Here is a 16,787-nt window from a genome sequence, read left to right on the forward strand (position 1 = left end):
CTCAATCAAGAATTTTAGTATCCTTGATTGAAATGCTGGTCGTGCTTCTCATTATCAGTATTCTCCTTTTGCTCTTTGTACCTAACTTGAGCAAGCAGAAGGATTCTGTTAAAGAGACTGGAAATGCGGCTGTGGTCAAGGTCGTGGATTCTCAAGCAGAACTTTATGAAATGAAGAATAACAAGACAGCTAGCTTAGCCGCTCTTGTTTCAGAAGGTCAAATCACGCAAAAACAGGCAGATTCATACAATGATTACTATGCGAAACATGGTGGCGAAAGCCGCTCAGTGGCCAATTAGAGCCTTTACCTTGTTGGAGAGTCTGGTGACTCTAGCAGTGGTTGCCTTTCTCACTCTGAGTTTATCAGGCTCAGTCACAGGTATTTTTCAGCAGGTTGAGACTAATCTTTTTTATCTGCGCTTTGAGTACCTATACCGAGATAGTCAGCGCTTGGCAGCGGCGGAAGGGTCCAATGTTGAATTGCAGTTGTCCAAGGATAAAATCAGTAACGGAAAATCAAGTCTGGTGATTCCTAAAAATATACATCTGGATAAGGGGCAGACGCTAGTATTTGATGCCAAAGGAGGCAACTCTAGCCTCACCAAGATTCGTTTTTCAAGTGATAAGGAGGTGGTGACCTATCAGCTTAACATGGGCAGCGGTAAATATAAAAAGACGGTCTCTTAGAGGCTATATTCTTATCGAAAGCTTGATAGCAATGGCTGTCTTAGTACTCGTCAGTGGTCTTATCTTGGATCAGATTAATACCAATCGTAGGCTAATGGCTAGGAATCTCCACCAACAGGAGGTTTTGAGTGTGGCAACCATGGCAGTTCAGACCAAACAGGATCAGTTGACCTTAAATGGCATCACAGTGACAGTAAAACGTAGCAAGCAAGGTATCGCGGTTTATGAATCAGGAAAGGAGATTATTCATGTCTCTCAATAGCAAGGTTCGTGCTTTTACCCTCTTGGAGTGTCTAGTGGCCTTGTTGGTGATTGCTGGTTCAGTTCAAGTTTATCAAGGTCTGACCACAGTATTGGTGAGCAATGTTAAGCAGGTCAAGCAACAAGAAAGCCAAGACTGGCTTCTATTTGTTCAACAAATGGAGGCAGAGTTAGAAGGTTGTCAGTTGGTAAAGGTAGAAGGGAACAAGCTCTATGTCAAGCAGGATAATCAAGACCTGGCTTTTGGCCTTTCAAGTGCTACTGATTTTCGAAAAACAAATGCTGACGGTCGAGGCTACCAACCAATGCTTTTCAATGTAAAAGCTAGTACAATTAGTCAAAATAACCAGATAGTCACCATCCAAGTGACTCTTAAAAATGGGCTACAAAGGAGTTTTGTTTATGCTTTTGAAAAAACAGGTTAGGGGAGGCGTTCTTCTCTACGCTCTTTTTATGGCTGGCATTTTCACACTTCTTCTGCATGTTTATCTGGAGCGGGTGGTTGCTAGCTCTAGGCAGAACCAAGCGCAAATGATCTCCAGTCAGAGTCGTCTCATGGCAGAGATGACCATGGACTTGGCGGACAAGGAAGCAGGTGCTTTTAGTTTTTCCCAGGGAACTACGACTTACGAGGTTAAGGACAAACAAGTGATTGTTAGAGTTGCCAGTAAAGGCCAAATCAAGACCTATCGTTATGTGAAGAAGCAGGAGCAGAAATAGAAATTCTCTTTCCTTTTTGATATGATAGAAGGACGGAGGAAATCATGAATTTTGAAGCAATTGAGACAGCCTTTGAGCTGTTGTTAGAAAATGTCCAAACCATTGAAAATGATCTTGGAACCCATGCTTACGATGCGCTTATTGAGCAAAATTCCTATTATTTGGGGGCTGAGGTAGCTAATGAAGTCATCATCAAAAACAACGAGAAATTACGTGCCCTTAATCTAAGCAAAGAGGAGTGGCGTCGTGCTTTTCAGTTCTTGTTTATCAAGCTAGGGCAATTGGAAGCCTTACAAGCCAATCACCAGTTTACACCTGATGCTATTGGATTTATCATCCTCTACCTACTCGAAGGTTTGACCAAGGACGACCAATTAGATGTTTTGGAGATTGGTTCGGGGACAGGAAACTTGGCTGAAACTCTTCTAAATAATAGTCAGAAAACCCTTAATTATATGGGAATGGAAGTTGACGATCTTCTTATCGATTTGTCAGCTAGTATTGCTGATGTGGTGAATTCAAGTGCAGTTTACATTCAAGAAGATGCTGTTCGACCACATATTCTCAAAGAGAGTGATGTTATTATTAGTGACCTACCTGTTGGTTACTACCCTAATGATGAAATTGCGAGTCGTTTCAAGGTTGCAGCAACCGGTGAACACACCTATGCCCATCACCTTCTCATGGAGCAATCACTCAAGTACCTGAAGAAAGATGGTATTGCTATTCTTTTGGCACCAACTAATCTTTTGACAAGCCCACAAAGTGATTTGCTTAAGAAATGGCTATCAGGATATGCTGATATTATTGCCGTTATCACTCTTCCAGAAGCAGCTTTTGGCAATAAACATAACATGAAGTCTATCTTTGTGCTTAAAAAACAAACTGAAAATGCTCCTGAGACCTTCGTTTATCCACTTAGTGATTTGCAAAACCCAGAGGTCCTCAAAGATTTTACAGAGAATTTCCAAAAATGGAAATCAGATAATTCCATTTTCTAGCAAAACATGTTAGAATAAGACTATATTATTGAAAGCGTTTTACAAAGAGGTGGCTTATGACAAAAACAATAGCAATTAATGCAGGAAGCTCAAGCTTGAAATGGCAACTATATGAGATGCCAGATGAAGTTGTTCTTGCTAAGGGTTTGATTGAACGTATCGGCTTGAAAGATTCTGTTTCAACAGTAAAATTTGATGACCGTTCAGAATCGCAAACTCTAGATATTGCTGACCATGTTCAGGCAGTAAAAATCTTGCTTGATGATTTGATTCGTTTTGATATTATCAAGAGCTATGATGAAATTACAGGTGTTGGTCACCGTGTGGTTGCTGGTGGAGAATATTTCAAAGAATCAAGCTTGGTGGATGAAGATGCCTTGGCTAAGATTGAAGAATTGTCAGCTTTAGCACCTTTACACAATCCAGGTGCAGCTTCAGGGATTCGTGCCTTTAAGGAGCTCCTCCCAGATATTACAAGTGTTGCTGTTTTTGATACAGCCTTCCATACATCTATGCCGGAAGTGGCCTACCGTTATCCAGTGCCTAATCGTTACTATACAGACTACCAAGTCCGTAAGTATGGAGCACACGGAACTAGCCACCAATATGTTTCTCAAGAAGCAGCTAAGTTGTTAGGTAAGCCAATTGAAGAAACTAAGATTATCACAGCCCATGTGGGAAATGGTGTTTCTATTACTGCCGTTGATGGTGGTAAATCAGTAGACACGTCAATGGGGTTGACACCACTTGGTGGCGTTATGATGGGAACACGTACTGGGGATCTTGACCCTGCGATTATTCCATTTGTTATTGACCGTGAACCTGAGATGGCAGATGCTGAGCGTATCCGTCACGTCTTTAATAAGGAATCAGGCCTTCTTGGCATTTCTGAAAAATCAAGTGATATGCGTGATATCATTGCTGGTAAGAATGCTGGTGATGAAAAATGTGCCTTAGCTTATGATCTTTATGTGGATCGTTTGCGTAAATACATTGCTCAATACTTCGGTGTGTTGAACGGAGCGGATGCTATCGTCTTTACAGCAGGTATTGGTGAAAACTCTGCGGAAGTTCGTGCTTCAGTTTTAGATGGTCTCACTTGGTTTGGTATTGAAGTGGATTCTGAAAAGAATGTCTTTGGACATGTAGGCGACATTACAACAGCAGAGTCAGCTGTTAAAGTATTTGTTATCCCAACAGATGAAGAGTTGGTGATTGCGCGTGATGTTGAGCGCCTTAAAACTAAATAAGTTATCAAAAATTTGATAAGACCAGAAAAGTTGGCCGAGTGATTGGCTAGCTTTTTTGAATGCACTGACAGAATCATTCGAATATTTCTATTTATGTGTAATTCTATAAGTAAAGAAAACTTTACAAAAAATGTAAAAAAGACTTTACAAAACATGTAAAGTGAACTATACTATAAATGTAAAGTTAACTTAACAAAGAAAAGTAAGGAGTTTAACTATTTGAGAATAAACGATAAGGTTGAGGTGCCACATGGAAACAAAAATTCAGGAACTTCGCAAGGCTAATAAGATTAGTCAGGCAGAGTTAGCAGATGAGATGGGGGTCACGAGGCAGACCATCATTTCACTCGAAAAAGGTCGCTATAATGCGTCGTTGGAACTGGCTTTTAAAATTGCTAGATATTTTGGAAAGACTATTGAAGAAGTCTTTATTTTTGAGGAAGATTAAGGAGAAAAGATATGTTTAAACAAGTCATGAAGAAAATTGGTGTTATTGTTTTAGCGCTCACTCTACTAATCTTAGATTTAACACTATTAGGTGCTTTCCCGCTACTTACTCAGGATGGTAAGTTTTCACTTGTGGAGCAAATAGGTTACGGTATTTGGGCATTAGGGAGTTTGGCTATTTTTATCGTGATTGCTTATAGATTTAAACTCTTATCGCTTAAAGAGATTAATTGGAGACGTCTCGTTGCGATTGCTTCTCTTAATCTCGTCATCTTTTTCCTAGGTGATCTTCTAGGGTATTTTATTGGTCAGTTAACACACAATGCGACTATGGAAAATCAAGATGCTTTAAATGCTATCTTTGCCCACGTACCATTCTATCTTTACCTAGTAGTCGCCGGTTTTATTATTCCGATTATGGAAGAAATCATTTTTAGAGGACTCTTAGCCAAGGTGCTCTTTGGAAAATACTTTAAGACGGGTCTTGTTATTTCCAGTCTTCTCTTTATGGCTGGTCACTCAGCATTTACGCTTCAGACAATTGTCATCTATGGTATTATGTCAGCTGGTCTTGCGATAACATATTATAAGACTAAGCGTATCGAGTACAGTATGGGTGTCCATATCTTAAACAATAGCATAGTTGTACTACTCAGCCTTTTCGTTTAAGGTGAATAAGTGTTTAAAGTTGTCAGTGAAAAAAGTTATATTGCTCTTATAAAGGATAATAAAGGGAGTGTTAAGATATGTTAATAAAAATGTTATTAGGAAATAGAAAAACAGAGGCCGAATTTAAGAAATACATTACACGAGTAGCCTGCTCTTTCTTTTCTTTGGGTATTTTGGGATTATTTATTGTTCGCTCTAACAGTCTTAGTGATTATGCTCTAGGCTTAGTTTTAGGACTTACCATTGGGGTTTATGTTTTGTCAATCTATTATTTTGCGACGCTTACTCATCCTAAACGTCTTCACCAGATGTATATTGCTGCCTATGATGAGCGAAATAAACAGATTTTAATGGCGACAGCAGTTGCAACTCTGATTTTAGAGTTTTTGCTTATCTTTGCTTTGATTGCCCTATATGCCTTTGTCAATATTCAGTTGCCATATGTTACAGTCTTATCAGTCTTGCTCTATGGCTTAGTATTGGGATTTGCTCTTATTCGTCTCATCCTATCTAAAATAGGATAAGAGCCTATATTATCTTGAAAAACTCCTCTTTCGTTTTCTTTTTGTCTTGTCAAACAAGTTTCGTTGTATTATAATAAAGATACAAATAAATGATGAAAAGAGGTGGATTCTCATGAACAAAGGGTCAATTCTCAAACGCTTTCTTTATTTTTTACTAGCTTTCCTAATACTAATTATTGATCAAGTTCCAACCATCTATTTAGGTGTCAAAGATATAAGGCTGGTCTGTCTCTTAATTTTTGTCTTGCTTCTTATGAGCGCAGGAGCTCTTTTCTTAGGAAAACATCTTGGGCTTTTCGAAGGCTTTAAGGCCCTTTCTTCCCTGAAGGCCTGGGGTATGATTGGCTTGACCTACCTAGGTATTTATATCGTTACTAGGATTGGTTCTATAGTCATGATGATGGAAGGTGTTAGTAATAGCACCAATCAGGCAGCCATAGAAAATGCCCATATGAATCCCTTCCTTCTCATAACGTTTACAGTAATTATGGCACCAATTGTGGAAGAGCTGGTTTTTCGCGGGCTCCTCATGGGACGCGTCTTTAATCCAGATTCTATTGTTGGCTTGATTGTTAGTAGTTTACTTTTTGGCCTTGTTCATATGCCGAATAGTATCGGTGTTTGGATTGTATATGCAGGTATGGGTCTTGCCCTTGGAATAGCATATCGTAAGTTTCAAAAGTTAGAGTACTGTATCATGGCCCATATCATTAACAATAGTATTGCGGTTTCAATGTTGTTACTCTTACAATTTTTAGCGCCATATATCAAATAAAGCTCGGAAGATTCCGAGCTTTTTTCTTATAGTTTTTTGGCTTTAGCAATGGTTGTATCAATACTTGAAACTACACTATGGGTGAGGCCTGTACGCTCAAGTTCCATGAGACCGGCGATAGTAGTCCCACCAGGGCTACAGACCTTGTCAATAAGATCATGTGGACTGTCGCTACCAAGACTGAGATTTTCAGCAGTAGCTAGAACCGTCTGTGTGGCAATGGTCAGAGCGACCTGCTTACTTAGGCCATTTTTGACACCAGCCTTGGCTAGAGCCTCGATAAAGAGGGCGATGTAGGCAGGGCTAGAACCTGCTAGGGCAGTAAAGGTATCAAAGTCTTTCTCAGCCAATTCAACAGTGGTTCCAAAACTGTCTGTGATTTCCTTGGCAACTGCCAAAAGGTCCTCGGATACCTTATCATTAGTGCAAAGACCAGTAGTGCTTTTGAGGATCTGAGCATTAAGGTTCGGCATGATACGAATAAGAGGAAGGTCTGGACTGGTGAGGGAAGCAAGGCGTTCTAAGGTCACTCCAGCAGCCATACTTATGATAGGTTGATGAAAATTGAGACCGGCTAGTACCTTGTCAAACATTTGAGGTTTGATACCAAGGATGACCAGGTCAGCATTATCCAACAATTCCTGATGGGAAGCAGCCGCTTCAACCTCTAGTTCCTCTGCAAGCTGGCGTGAACGAGCCAAGGAAGACCCTGAAATAATGATACGATGTGAGCTTGTATTTAGGCCGTTGATAATGGCTGTCGCCATTTTTCCGACACCGATAAAACCTATAATCATGGGTTACTCCTTGTCTTAGTAGTTTTTAATTAAATCTACTGTTGAGCGATCCAACTTCTTAACAATAGCTTGTAAGAAGGCCTGTGCTTCTAGGAAGTCATCCATCGCATAAAGGGTTTGGTGCGAGTGAATGTAGCGGGCACAAACACCGATAGTTGTTGATGGAACACCAGCATTCTGCAAGTGAGCGGCACCAGCATCTGTTCCGCCCGCAGCACAGTAGTATTGGTATTTGATACCAGCTTCTTCAGCTGTAGTCAAAAGGAAATCTTTCATATTGGGCAACATGATGTGACCTGGATCGAAGAAACGAATAAGGGTACCATCGCCTACCTTACCTTGATTACCATAGATATCTCCTGCAGGAGAACAGTCCACTGCAAAGAAAACTTCAGGATCAAATTTAGTGGTAGAGACATGGGCACCACGTAAACCAACTTCTTCTTGAACATTGGCACCAGCGATTAGAGTATTATTGAGTTCTTGATCCTTAACGTTTTCCAAGAGTTCACGAATCATGAGAACACCATAACGGTTATCCCAAGCTTTAGAAATGACATTCTTTTGATTGGCTGTGAGAATCGTTTCTGATTCAGGAATGATGACATCACCTGGGAAAACGCCGTAGGCATTAGCCTCTTCTTGGTTGGCAAAACCAGCATCAAAGACGATATCAGAAACACTAGGAAGACTTGAAGCTCCACCGCTAGCACGTAAGAAATGAGGTGGCACTGAACCTGAGATGACAGGATAGACACGACCGTCACGAGTGTGTAGGGTGAAGCGTTGTGAGCTGACAACCAGTGGGTTCCAACCACCAAGTTCGACGACACGGAAAGTCCCGTCTGCTTTGATTTCCTTAATCATAAACCCAACTTCATCCATGTGGGCAGCCACAAGCACCTTAGGGGCATTTTCTGCTTGGCTATGCTTGATACCGAAAATACCACCGAGACCGTCTGTTTGGACCTCATCTACAAGTGGGGTGATGTTTTTGCGAAGGTAGTCGCGTACAGGAGCTTCAAAGCCTGAAGTAGCACTGAGCTCGGTTACTTCTTTAATTTTGTCAAATAGGGTAGTCATAAAATCCTCCTTGAGTAGTACTTGCTACTATTTTAGCACGATTCTCAAGAGATAGGTAGCCTCTCCCCATTCGTCTAAAATTATGGTAAAATGTTTCTTATGAAACGTAAAACATTGGCCTTGTTTGCTGGAGGCGTAGGAGCTTTAGGTCTCTTGGCAATGGCAGAGAAGTATAGACAGTCACGTGCAGAAATGAAGAAGGCTGCATTAATCCAAGATATTAGACAAGAATTATCTCACCTGGGGACCATTGCAGTCCTTTATACAAATCCCACTGATAAGGAGAATCCAGAGCTTACAGGAGGTATCGTCTTAGAGGATGGACGTTCCTATAGCTTTGTTTATGCAGAGGATATCTTGACCTATGAGGAGGAGCAGGCATGATTATTCCTAAGAATCTTGAAGAATTGGCAAGCTATGTTGAAAGTGATCAAAAGGTGGTTTTCTTTTTCACTGCTGATTGGTGTCCAGACTGCCAGTTTATCTATCCCGTTATGCCTGAAATTGAAGCCCTCCATCCAGATATGACCTTTGTGCGTGTTAACCGTGATGATTATATGGCTTTGGCACAAACTTGGAATATCTTTGGTATTCCAAGTTTTGTCGTGACTCAGAAAGGTCAGGAATTGGGACGCTTGGTCAATAAAGCTCGTAAAACCAAAGAAGAAATCAATGCCTTTTTGTCGGAGATTTAAAAGATGAAAATCAATCACTTTCCTAATATCTCTCTTGATATTTCAGAAACTAAAGAAAAGTATCTGACAGAAAAAAATGAGGAGATCATCGAAGAATTATGCCAAATTTTAGTAGAGCATTCCAAAATTGAAAGTGATATCTTCCTAAAACACCAAGAAATAAACACCTACAAAAAGGAAAATAATCTTCCTACACATCAAACTATTCCTGGAGAAATGGAGTTATTTGATGAATTTAAAGAGAAGTTGACTCCTTTAGCTCAAAAACACTTGACTGATAACTGTTATAAAAGAGGTTTTTCAGCTTCTTTTGGTTCTCCAGGCACCTATGATTTTGTGTTAGAGCCCTGTCGAGTTAAGTTTATTATGAAGAGTAAGGCTAAGATGTTTCTCGAATTTTCTTATGGGAATGACTTTTGGTACCATAAACAATTTATCGTAAAATTAACAGAGAGTGACTGGAAAATTGACAAGATTAGTTATCGCTATGGTAGTAATGACGATTCTTGGCATGTCAGTCGATTTTAAAATCTATAAAAGAACTATTGAAGGAGAACCCATGATTTTTGCATACAATAAGGAACAAGTTGGTGACGTTTTGTTGGTTATCTTGGAAGATACTAAGGACATCAAACGTAGCGTAGAACGTAAAGGTAAAGTGGCGCGTGTCACAGCTGATGAAACAGGTAAGACTCTTGCTTGGAATATTTTTGAAGCATCAAGCCTCATTAATATCGAAGGTAATGGTCAAGTTTTCTTGTCAGACCAAGATGTAGCTGTCTTGAACGAGGAATTGGCTAAAGAGGGCTTTGAAGAGCGTTTGGAAAACACACAAGGACCAGTCTTTGTGGTTGGACAAATTGATGAAATGGTTCCACATCCAGATAGCGATCACCTTAACATCTGCCAAGTGAACATCGGTGATAAGAAGGTCCAAATCGTTGCAGGAGCACCAAACGCAGCGCTTGGGCTTAAAACTATTGTAGCTCTTCCTGGTGCTATGATGCCTAGCGGTGCCCTTATCTTCCCAGGAAAACTTCGTGGTGAAGATAGTTATGGTATGATGTGTGCCCCACGTGAGTTGGCCCTTCCAAATGCCCCACAAAAACGTGGAATCATTGAACTTGATGATTTAGCAGTAGTCGGAGAGGCTTTTGATCCAGCTAAACACTGGAAAGGGTAAATAGTAAAAGGGGCGGTAAGTATATACCGCTTTTTTTTTTAGGAGAGCTCGTCTTGGCAAATGGTTCAAAATTTCGAGAACCTCTTTATGCTTACCAAGTTCATCATCAAAATATAATAGTATTGCTCTCAATCTCTATTATTTGCCAAAACAACTTTATCCGAGCAATTATCTAAAAAATGTGGCTTCAAGTTTATTAATCAAGTTGTGTTTTATTTATCTGTCAGACTCAGATTTGGTGATGATTATAAAAGAAAGGAAAGTTCAATGGCTTACAACAAACATAAGGGAGTCCTTGTTTTTATGATTCTCTATACAGTCCTCTTTGTTTTTGACGGTATACGAGTATTTGATGCTCCCTTACCTTCTTCTTTAACGACCTATTTAGTTTATACCATCATGTTTTTGTATGGTTGCTTCTTATTTAAGTCTGAATTGCTCAAAAAGTGGGAAGAGGTCAGAAGTTCTAAAAGAAAATTTTTCTTGGGGGTTTTAAAAGGCTGGCTCTTACTTGTCCTGGTGACCATTTTCTTTGGACTACTATCGGCAATATTGAGGCAGGTTTTGGGACTAAGTGAACAAGGACTAAACGAGGCTAATATACAAAGCGCCTTTAAAGAACAACCACTACTGATAGCAGTTTTCGCCTGTATCATTGGACCTTTGGTGGAAGAACTCTTTTTCCGTCAAATTTTATTGCATTATTTACAGAGACATTTGCCAAGCTGGCTAAGCATTTGTGTGGTAGGATTTGTTTTCGCCTTGACCCATATGCACAGTTTGTCTTTATCAGAGTGGGTCAGTGCAGTTGGTTACTTAGGTGGCGGAGTAGCCCTTTCAATTATTTATGTGAATGAAAAGGGAAATATTTACTATCCCTTGATGGTTCATGTGCTAGGAAATATTTTATCTTTTATAGTATTGGTCATTGGTAGTGTGCAATAAGTGAATTCCAAACTATTTCAGCTTACAAAGAAAAGGCAAAGGACTCTCGTCTCTCTTCTATCAATAAAACAACTTCAAAACGGAGTGTTAAAATTATTTTAAGTGGTAATTCTGGGTCAGCAGAGGATGATTTGAGTAAGTAAACTAATGACAAGTTTGTATGGCGATAACTGTTCTTTGAATCGACAGCTCATACCAAGCTTCCTACTTCCTTTGCTAGTAGCTCAGCTCATCTTTAGATGTCTAATATTTAGTGACAAGTACATTTATTGCAGAACTCATCCTGCTTTTCACCCGAATAGATTTTACTTTTTTCTATTTAATTGAAATCAATAATGTGATATATATATCTTATTTTTATTCTTGCTTTTTCAAAATCTGTCACTTTTTTTACTTCTGCTTACGAATAGATAGGTGGAGGTAAAAAAATGTATAACAAAGTTATTTTAATTGGACGTTTGACGGCGACTCCTGAAATGGTAAAAACTGCTAGCGATAGGTCTTTTACACGTGTTACAGTTGCGGTTAATCGTCGCTATAAGACGCAAAATGGTGAGCGTGAGGCTGACTTTATTACAGTGGTTGTCTGGGGGCGTTTGGCTGAGACCTTAGCATCTTATGCTAGCAAGGGGAGTTTAATTTCTCTTGATGGTGAGCTTCGTACTCGTAAGTACGATAAGGATGGTCAAACTCATTACGTTACTGAAGTGCTTTGTTCCTCTTTCCAACTTCTGGAGAGTCGTGCTCAGCGTGCTGTTAGGGAAAATAATCCTGATAATGACTTGGCTGACCTCGTCTTGGAAGAAGAACTTCCCTTCTAGTTTATCCTTTGACTAGCTATCTAGGTCTCCTATCTTTGAAGCAACCTCTCTAAAAAATCATTATCTTGTTCCATACCTTGTTTTGAAGAATTGTTGAAGATAAAATATTAAACACTTGTTAGACTAATAAACAGTAAAATTAGATAAGACTTAGGATGATAGGTGTTTAATAGTGTAGATAGACTAGAAAAAATAGTTTAAGAAGCCTTAAAACGTTGATATATCAACGTTTTAAATGTTAAGCAAAATATTCAACACAATGCATACAATTAACAGTTATTTCTAATGTATATCATTATTTTATTACCGATTTTTAAATTAAATGATAGAGGTTTCATGATAAACTATAGGTGGGTAAGGAAAAAGCTATAAAAGTTACTTTTATAGTAGGCATTATTTGTTTGGAAGGAAAGTGTGAAATATCACAACTATAACGCTATCCTTGCAATTGTTTGAGACAGTTGCATTTTTGTTTATCGTTGTGAGGCCTTAGGCCTATATAATGATTTCACAGACAATTGACTATGACACTCCGACTGACATATGAATTAGGATGTTAAGCGGTCGTTGACTTTTCGTCTAGCCTTGGGGGAACACATTGGTGTGATTCCTAAGACTCACCAGACTAATGTGTTTGAAGCTAGGATGATTCGTCTTAGCTTTTTTTGTGTCCTTTAAAATGGAGGCCTTCGGTATTACTTTTCTTATGCTATAATAGAAGAACTAAGCGAGATATTGTCTCGCAAATCTTGGAACGGGAGTGACACAAATGCTTGACTTTACCCAAGAAGAGAAAGACTTTTTTATGTCTGAAGCTCTTAAGGAGGCCGAAAAATCTCTAGATAAAGCAGAGATCCCAATTGGCTGTGTCATCGTTAAAGATGGCGAAGTCGTAGGTCGTGGACACAATGCACGTGAGGAGCTCAATCAAGCTATCATGCATGCGGAGGTCATGGCTATTCAGGAGGCTAATAGGACTGTGGGCAATTGGCGTTTGTTAGATTGTACCCTCTTTGTGACCATTGAACCCTGTGTCATGTGTAGTGGAGCAATTGGCTTGGCTCGTATTCCTAAAGTGATCTATGGAGCAAGCAATCAAAAGTTTGGTGGTGCGGGTAGCCTTTACGATATCCTAAGAGATGAGCGTCTCAACCATCGCGTAGAAGTAGAGACTGGTGTCATGGAGGAAGAGTGTGCTAAGATTATGCAAGACTTTTTCCGTCAGAGTCGTGAACGCAAAAAAGAAGCCAAACGATTGGCTAAATTGGAAACAAGGCAAGATATGTAAACAAAAGTGCAAGTCCAAAGGGCCTTGCACTTTTTAATGGAAGATGAGTTTTTGTTTTCCTGAAAGCAATTTAGGTCACTCTTTCTATGCTTTATTTTTTTCTTTCTCTCTTGTTAAAAGAAAAATAGGCATAAAGAGAATCAGAGTACCAAAAGCGGACTTCAAATTAGTATCAATAATTGGTGTTCCTAATCGTACATGAAAGATAAGGTTGATTAGGAGTATCAGAAGTAAGCTACTGATAATTCCAGCTAAAGCTATTTTTACGAGCAAATAGTTATTCATTTTAGGTGATTGATTAGCAGTAGTATCATTTGTTTGATTTTTTGTATGTTTCATGAGTTATCATCCTCAAAATCTTTGAGATGTCAGGTGAGTGCTGTTAGTTAGTGGGTGAGGTTATAGAAAGATTTACCTGCGGCATAGCTAAGGTCATAAGTTAGTTTTGCAGCAGCAATGCCAACAGAAATAGCGGCCCAAGGAACCACTCCACCTGATACAGCTTCAAGTTCTTGAGTAGTCATGTTTTTACGATTGTTAATGGTCTTAGTCATTGTTCATATGTCCTTTCTTTTATCGCGCAGAGTCCATGTAGCCATTGTAGGCTCCAAGGCATACCATAGTTCCAATAGGTCCTGAAGTTAGGCAGAGCCCTCCAATGGCAAGGTTGGTCTTCCATCCGCCTCCTGTTACTGAGGCTAGGTCAGCTACCTTCATTTCTTTGTTAATCATTGTCATTCTCCTTTTTTTATTTTTGGTGAGTCTTTAAATCTCATACCCTCTCACCACGAGTTAAGAGATATGTTAAACATGACTTCTCCTTTAAATAAAGTCAGCCATGTCACTAGCTTTTGGTACTTCCTCAAGCTATGGATTTATTATAAGGTGTCGAGAAATAAAAAAGTAGTGACATAAATGTCACCACGGTAAGTCTTATGTTTTATCGAAGTTTAGACTGACCGAAGTAAATAATAGGGATTGATAGGGGTAGGTCTAGCTAGTCTTATCATAAGTTCTCTACTTGCAATCACTTCAATTTATGGTATAATATTTTTCGGAGCAACATCTGTGCGTGAAGCGGGTCAGGGGAGGAATCCAGCAGCCCTAAGCGATTTCAGGTGTGTGCTCTTTTTTTTGTGTTAAGGAGGATTTATGGCCAAATTTAGTGTTTTTAAAGATCAAGAAAGTCTTTTTGCGTGTCCTATCTGTCAGGCGCCAATGCATTTGGATTTGTCTAGCTTGGTTTGTCAGAATAGGCATACCTTTAATATCGCCAAGCAGGGCTTTGTCAATTTTTTGAGACAGACTAAGGGAGATAAGAACTATGATATGGCTTCTTTTGAAAAGAGGAGTCAGATTCTTGCGGCAGGCTATTACGATCCTATCCTGGAGGTGATTTCAGAGCGCTTGCGTGACCTTCCTGAACACTCGCACGTTCTAGATGTTGCCTGTGGTGAGGGATATTATAGCCGTCAGTTGGCTCAAGAGTTTGACAAGGATTTCATGGCCTTTGATTTGTCTAAGGATTCTATCCTTCTTGCGGCTCGTCAAAATCCTCATAAAAATGTAGCTTGGTTTGTTGGCGATTTGGCTCAATTGCCTTTACGTGAACACAGTATCGATGTGATTTTAGATATCTTTTCGCCAGCTAATTATCAAGAATTTGGACGACTTTTGTCTGATCATGGCTTGATTTTTAAGGTTATTCCTCATGAGGATCATCTTAAAGAGTTTCGCCAATTGTTACCGGAGGTGCAGGCTTATTCGAACCAGGATGTTCTGGAACATTTTCAAGAGTCCTGCGACCTTTTGGAGCGTGTGACGATTGCTAAGACTTGGTCTATGCCATCAGAGCATGTTCAAACATTTGCCGAGATGACACCTCTTTTCTTCCATGCCAATAAGGATACTTTGGACTTGACTTCAGTGACGCAATTAACCGTTGCGGGAGAACTGCTGATTGGCCGTATTAGAGATGATAAGCAATCCTAACAATCGTTGGGATTTTTTTGATGGGAAATGTCTCAGTTAGCTTGTTTGGTCTTCCTAAAAGGAGTATGATGAGAGCAATAAGTAAGAAAGTTTCAGTAATGGGTAAAAAGCGATGAAAAATAGAGCCTATAAGAACTACATTTTTGATTTTTATGGTACCTTGGTTGATATCCTAACCGATGAGAAGGATCCTGTGTTATGGGATAAACTATGCCAACTATATCAGGCTTATGGAGCGGCTTATGAGGGCGAGACTCTTAAAAAGGCTTATGCTAAGCGCGTGGATCAGGCCCGTAAGGAGTTAATAGATCTCAAAGGAGTTGCTTATCCAGAAATTGATTTAGCCCACATTTTTAACCAGCTTTATGTAGATGCTCGGCCTCAGTCTAGTAGTTCTAATCAGCCGGAAGATTGGGGACAATTGATAGCAATGGTCTTTCGCGTCTTATCTCGCAAACATGTGACGGCTTATCCCCATACCAAGGAGGTGCTAGCCTTTCTAAAAGAGCAGGGCTGTCGGATTTATCTCTTGTCTAATGCTCAAGCAGCCTTTACTAACGCTGAGATTGACCTAATGGCGTTAAGACCTTATTTTGATGCTATTTACTTGTCTTCGGATGCCGGTATCTGTAAGCCACAACCTGAATTTTTAAAGCAAGTTTTGGATGATCATGGGTTAAACCCGTCTGAGACTGTCATGATTGGAAATGACTTGACGACTGATATTGCTGTGGCTGAAGCAGTTGGGATCGATAGTATCTTGCTGAATACCTTCCCTTATTCTCGTCGAGAACTGGAGAATTCCCCAATCAAGCCAGACCGAGTGATTACTGATATAGAGACTCTAAAGACCAATTTTACATAAAAATACACTGTATTTGGCAAAAGCAAAGACAATTATCAGAATTTTTGGTATAATAATTCCTAACTTTATGTGAATGGAGAATCTCATGACTGCACAAAAAATGTCTGCACAAGAAATTATTGCTTTTATCGGTAATGCTGAAAAGAAAACGAATGTTAAAGTAACTTTTGAAGGGGAATTGGCAACTACTGTTCCAGCTTCTGTCACTAAACTTGGTAACATTCTTTTCGGAGACTGGAAAGATATCGAACCACTTCTTGCGAATTTGACTGAAAACAAGGACTATGTTGTGGAACAAGATGGCCGTAACTCAGCTGTTCCACTGCTTGATAAACGTCACCTTAATGCACGTATTGAACCAGGTGCTATTATCCGAGACCAAGTAACTATCGAAGACAATGCTGTCGTTATGATGGGTGCTGTAATCAATATCGGTGCTGAAATTGGTGCTGGTACTATGATTGATATGGGTGCTATCCTTGGTGGTCGTGCTACTGTTGGTAAAAACAGCCATATCGGTGCGGGTGCAGTCCTTGCTGGTGTGATTGAACCAGCTTCAGCAGACCCAGTTCGTATCGGTGATAACGTTCTTGTTGGTGCTAATGCTGTTGTTATTGAAGGTGTTCAAGTTGGTAACGGTTCAGTCGTTGCTGCTGGAGCGATCGTTACTCAAGATGTCCCTGAAAATGTGGTTGTAGCTGGTGTTCCAGCTCGTATCATCAAGGAAATCGATGAAAAAACACAACAAAAAACAGCACTCGAAGACGCTTTGCGTAACTTGTAA

At 39.8% G+C, this 16,787-nt stretch carries 26 protein-coding genes and 1 other RNA gene; 22 read left to right on the forward strand and 5 right to left on the reverse strand.

What is annotated here, in order from left to right; translation table 11 throughout:
* Positions 1-32 precede the first annotated feature (32 nt).
* The 11 genes from comGC to HMPREF3112_RS00895 all read left to right on the forward strand — a co-directional run bounded on the left by comGC (position 33) and on the right by HMPREF3112_RS00895 (position 6,334).
* Positions 33-299 carry a competence type IV pilus major pilin ComGC gene (gene comGC / locus HMPREF3112_RS00845; RefSeq protein ID WP_003091889.1) on the forward strand — a complete coding sequence of 89 codons (267 nt, stop codon included), beginning with the start codon at positions 33-35 and terminating at the stop codon, positions 297-299.
* Positions 259-687, forward strand: a complete 429-nt coding sequence (comGD, locus tag HMPREF3112_RS00850; protein WP_014632541.1) for a competence type IV pilus minor pilin ComGD — start codon at positions 259-261, stop codon at positions 685-687. The genes comGC and comGD overlap by 41 nt, the downstream gene beginning before the upstream one ends.
* 31 nt (positions 688-718) lie before the next feature.
* A complete protein-coding gene (comGE, locus tag HMPREF3112_RS00855; protein WP_013991265.1) occupies positions 719-949 on the forward strand; it encodes a competence type IV pilus minor pilin ComGE in 231 nt (76 codons plus the stop codon).
* Positions 936-1,373 (forward strand): competence type IV pilus minor pilin ComGF, encoded by a 438-nt coding sequence (gene comGF / locus HMPREF3112_RS00860; protein ID WP_002887014.1) that lies wholly within the window; start codon positions 936-938, stop codon positions 1,371-1,373. The genes comGE and comGF overlap by 14 nt, the downstream gene beginning before the upstream one ends.
* On the forward strand, positions 1,351-1,668 hold the full coding sequence (comGG, locus tag HMPREF3112_RS00865) for a competence type IV pilus minor pilin ComGG (protein WP_021144683.1): 318 nt from the start codon (positions 1,351-1,353) through the stop codon (positions 1,666-1,668). The genes comGF and comGG overlap by 23 nt, the downstream gene beginning before the upstream one ends.
* A 44-nt stretch (positions 1,669-1,712) precedes the next feature.
* Positions 1,713-2,669, forward strand: a complete 957-nt coding sequence (locus HMPREF3112_RS00870) for a class I SAM-dependent methyltransferase (RefSeq protein WP_002887012.1) — start codon at positions 1,713-1,715, stop codon at positions 2,667-2,669.
* Between the two features lie 56 nt (positions 2,670-2,725).
* Entirely contained in the window at positions 2,726-3,919 is a 1,194-nt protein-coding gene (locus HMPREF3112_RS00875; protein ID WP_048674220.1) for an acetate kinase, read from the forward strand.
* A 250-nt stretch (positions 3,920-4,169) separates the two neighbouring features.
* Positions 4,170-4,367 (forward strand): helix-turn-helix transcriptional regulator, encoded by a 198-nt coding sequence (locus HMPREF3112_RS00880; protein WP_002885716.1) that lies wholly within the window; start codon positions 4,170-4,172, stop codon positions 4,365-4,367.
* 11 nt (positions 4,368-4,378) lie between these two features.
* Entirely contained in the window at positions 4,379-5,035 is a 657-nt protein-coding gene (locus HMPREF3112_RS00885) for a CPBP family intramembrane glutamic endopeptidase (RefSeq protein ID WP_048674218.1), read from the forward strand.
* A gap of 77 nt (positions 5,036-5,112) precedes the next feature.
* Complete coding sequence (locus tag HMPREF3112_RS00890; protein ID WP_021144682.1) at positions 5,113-5,559, forward strand: hypothetical protein; 447 nt, start codon at positions 5,113-5,115, stop codon at positions 5,557-5,559.
* Positions 5,560-5,671: 112 nt separating this feature from the next.
* Positions 5,672-6,334 carry a CPBP family intramembrane glutamic endopeptidase gene (locus HMPREF3112_RS00895; RefSeq protein WP_021144681.1) on the forward strand — a complete coding sequence of 221 codons (663 nt, stop codon included), beginning with the start codon at positions 5,672-5,674 and terminating at the stop codon, positions 6,332-6,334.
* Between the two features lie 26 nt (positions 6,335-6,360).
* Here HMPREF3112_RS00895 and proC read toward each other — a convergent pair whose 3' ends face one another.
* Both proC and pepA read right to left on the reverse strand, forming a co-directional pair.
* Entirely contained in the window at positions 6,361-7,131 is a 771-nt protein-coding gene (gene proC / locus HMPREF3112_RS00900; protein ID WP_048674215.1) for a pyrroline-5-carboxylate reductase, read from the reverse strand.
* A 15-nt stretch (positions 7,132-7,146) separates the two neighbouring features.
* The gene (gene pepA / locus HMPREF3112_RS00905) at positions 7,147-8,214 is read right to left on the reverse strand and encodes a glutamyl aminopeptidase (protein ID WP_048674213.1); all 1,068 of its coding nucleotides are present in this window, start codon (positions 8,212-8,214) and stop codon (positions 7,147-7,149) included.
* A gap of 99 nt (positions 8,215-8,313) precedes the next feature.
* Between pepA and HMPREF3112_RS00910 the strand changes: the two genes are divergently transcribed.
* The 7 genes from HMPREF3112_RS00910 (at position 8,314) to tadA (ending at position 13,146) form a co-directional block, all read left to right on the forward strand.
* Positions 8,314-8,598 carry a DUF4651 domain-containing protein gene (locus tag HMPREF3112_RS00910; protein WP_070437478.1) on the forward strand — a complete coding sequence of 95 codons (285 nt, stop codon included), beginning with the start codon at positions 8,314-8,316 and terminating at the stop codon, positions 8,596-8,598.
* On the forward strand, positions 8,595-8,909 hold the full coding sequence (locus HMPREF3112_RS00915; protein ID WP_002887006.1) for a thioredoxin family protein: 315 nt from the start codon (positions 8,595-8,597) through the stop codon (positions 8,907-8,909). The genes HMPREF3112_RS00910 and HMPREF3112_RS00915 overlap by 4 nt, the downstream gene beginning before the upstream one ends.
* Positions 8,910-8,912: 3 nt before the next feature.
* On the forward strand, positions 8,913-9,437 hold the full coding sequence (locus tag HMPREF3112_RS00920; protein WP_002885713.1) for a hypothetical protein: 525 nt from the start codon (positions 8,913-8,915) through the stop codon (positions 9,435-9,437).
* Between the two features lie 31 nt (positions 9,438-9,468).
* Positions 9,469-10,092 carry a YtpR family tRNA-binding protein gene (gene ytpR, locus HMPREF3112_RS00925; RefSeq protein WP_070437481.1) on the forward strand — a complete coding sequence of 208 codons (624 nt, stop codon included), beginning with the start codon at positions 9,469-9,471 and terminating at the stop codon, positions 10,090-10,092.
* Between the two features lie 267 nt (positions 10,093-10,359).
* Positions 10,360-11,037 carry a CPBP family intramembrane glutamic endopeptidase gene (locus HMPREF3112_RS00930; protein WP_070437485.1) on the forward strand — a complete coding sequence of 226 codons (678 nt, stop codon included), beginning with the start codon at positions 10,360-10,362 and terminating at the stop codon, positions 11,035-11,037.
* A 428-nt stretch (positions 11,038-11,465) separates the two neighbouring features.
* Positions 11,466-11,858, forward strand: a complete 393-nt coding sequence (locus HMPREF3112_RS00935) for a single-stranded DNA-binding protein (protein ID WP_002885697.1) — start codon at positions 11,466-11,468, stop codon at positions 11,856-11,858.
* A gap of 769 nt (positions 11,859-12,627) precedes the next feature.
* Complete coding sequence (gene tadA, locus HMPREF3112_RS00940; RefSeq protein ID WP_002885785.1) at positions 12,628-13,146, forward strand: tRNA adenosine(34) deaminase TadA; 519 nt, start codon at positions 12,628-12,630, stop codon at positions 13,144-13,146.
* A gap of 84 nt (positions 13,147-13,230) precedes the next feature.
* Here the strand turns inward: tadA and HMPREF3112_RS00945 are convergent, their stop codons facing one another.
* From HMPREF3112_RS00945 to HMPREF3112_RS00955, 3 genes are read right to left on the reverse strand one after another with little or no spacing between them, the layout of a single operon-like run.
* A complete protein-coding gene (locus tag HMPREF3112_RS00945) occupies positions 13,231-13,485 on the reverse strand; it encodes a hypothetical protein (RefSeq protein ID WP_048674209.1) in 255 nt (84 codons plus the stop codon).
* Between the two features lie 47 nt (positions 13,486-13,532).
* Positions 13,533-13,700 carry a class IIb bacteriocin, lactobin A/cerein 7B family gene (locus tag HMPREF3112_RS00950; RefSeq protein ID WP_002885883.1) on the reverse strand — a complete coding sequence of 56 codons (168 nt, stop codon included), beginning with the start codon at positions 13,698-13,700 and terminating at the stop codon, positions 13,533-13,535.
* 19 nt (positions 13,701-13,719) lie between these two features.
* Complete coding sequence (locus tag HMPREF3112_RS00955) at positions 13,720-13,878, reverse strand: class IIb bacteriocin, lactobin A/cerein 7B family (protein WP_048674207.1); 159 nt, start codon at positions 13,876-13,878, stop codon at positions 13,720-13,722.
* A gap of 319 nt (positions 13,879-14,197) precedes the next feature.
* On the opposite strand from HMPREF3112_RS00955, the gene ffs reads away from it, so the two are divergent.
* The 4 genes from ffs to dapD all read left to right on the forward strand — a co-directional run bounded on the left by ffs (position 14,198) and on the right by dapD (position 16,787).
* An RNA gene (gene ffs, locus HMPREF3112_RS00960) (signal recognition particle sRNA small type) lies at positions 14,198-14,283 on the forward strand.
* Between the two features lie 15 nt (positions 14,284-14,298).
* Positions 14,299-15,138, forward strand: a complete 840-nt coding sequence (locus HMPREF3112_RS00965) for a methyltransferase domain-containing protein (RefSeq protein WP_048674205.1) — start codon at positions 14,299-14,301, stop codon at positions 15,136-15,138.
* A gap of 112 nt (positions 15,139-15,250) precedes the next feature.
* Entirely contained in the window at positions 15,251-16,003 is a 753-nt protein-coding gene (locus tag HMPREF3112_RS00970; protein WP_048674203.1) for an HAD family hydrolase, read from the forward strand.
* Between the two features lie 85 nt (positions 16,004-16,088).
* Positions 16,089-16,787, forward strand: coding sequence for a 2,3,4,5-tetrahydropyridine-2,6-dicarboxylate N-acetyltransferase (dapD, locus tag HMPREF3112_RS00975; protein ID WP_048674201.1), 699 nt, complete (start codon positions 16,089-16,091; stop codon positions 16,785-16,787).

Source organism: Streptococcus sp. HMSC10E12, assembly GCF_001807855.1.
Lineage (GTDB): Bacteria > Bacillota > Bacilli > Lactobacillales > Streptococcaceae > Streptococcus > Streptococcus salivarius.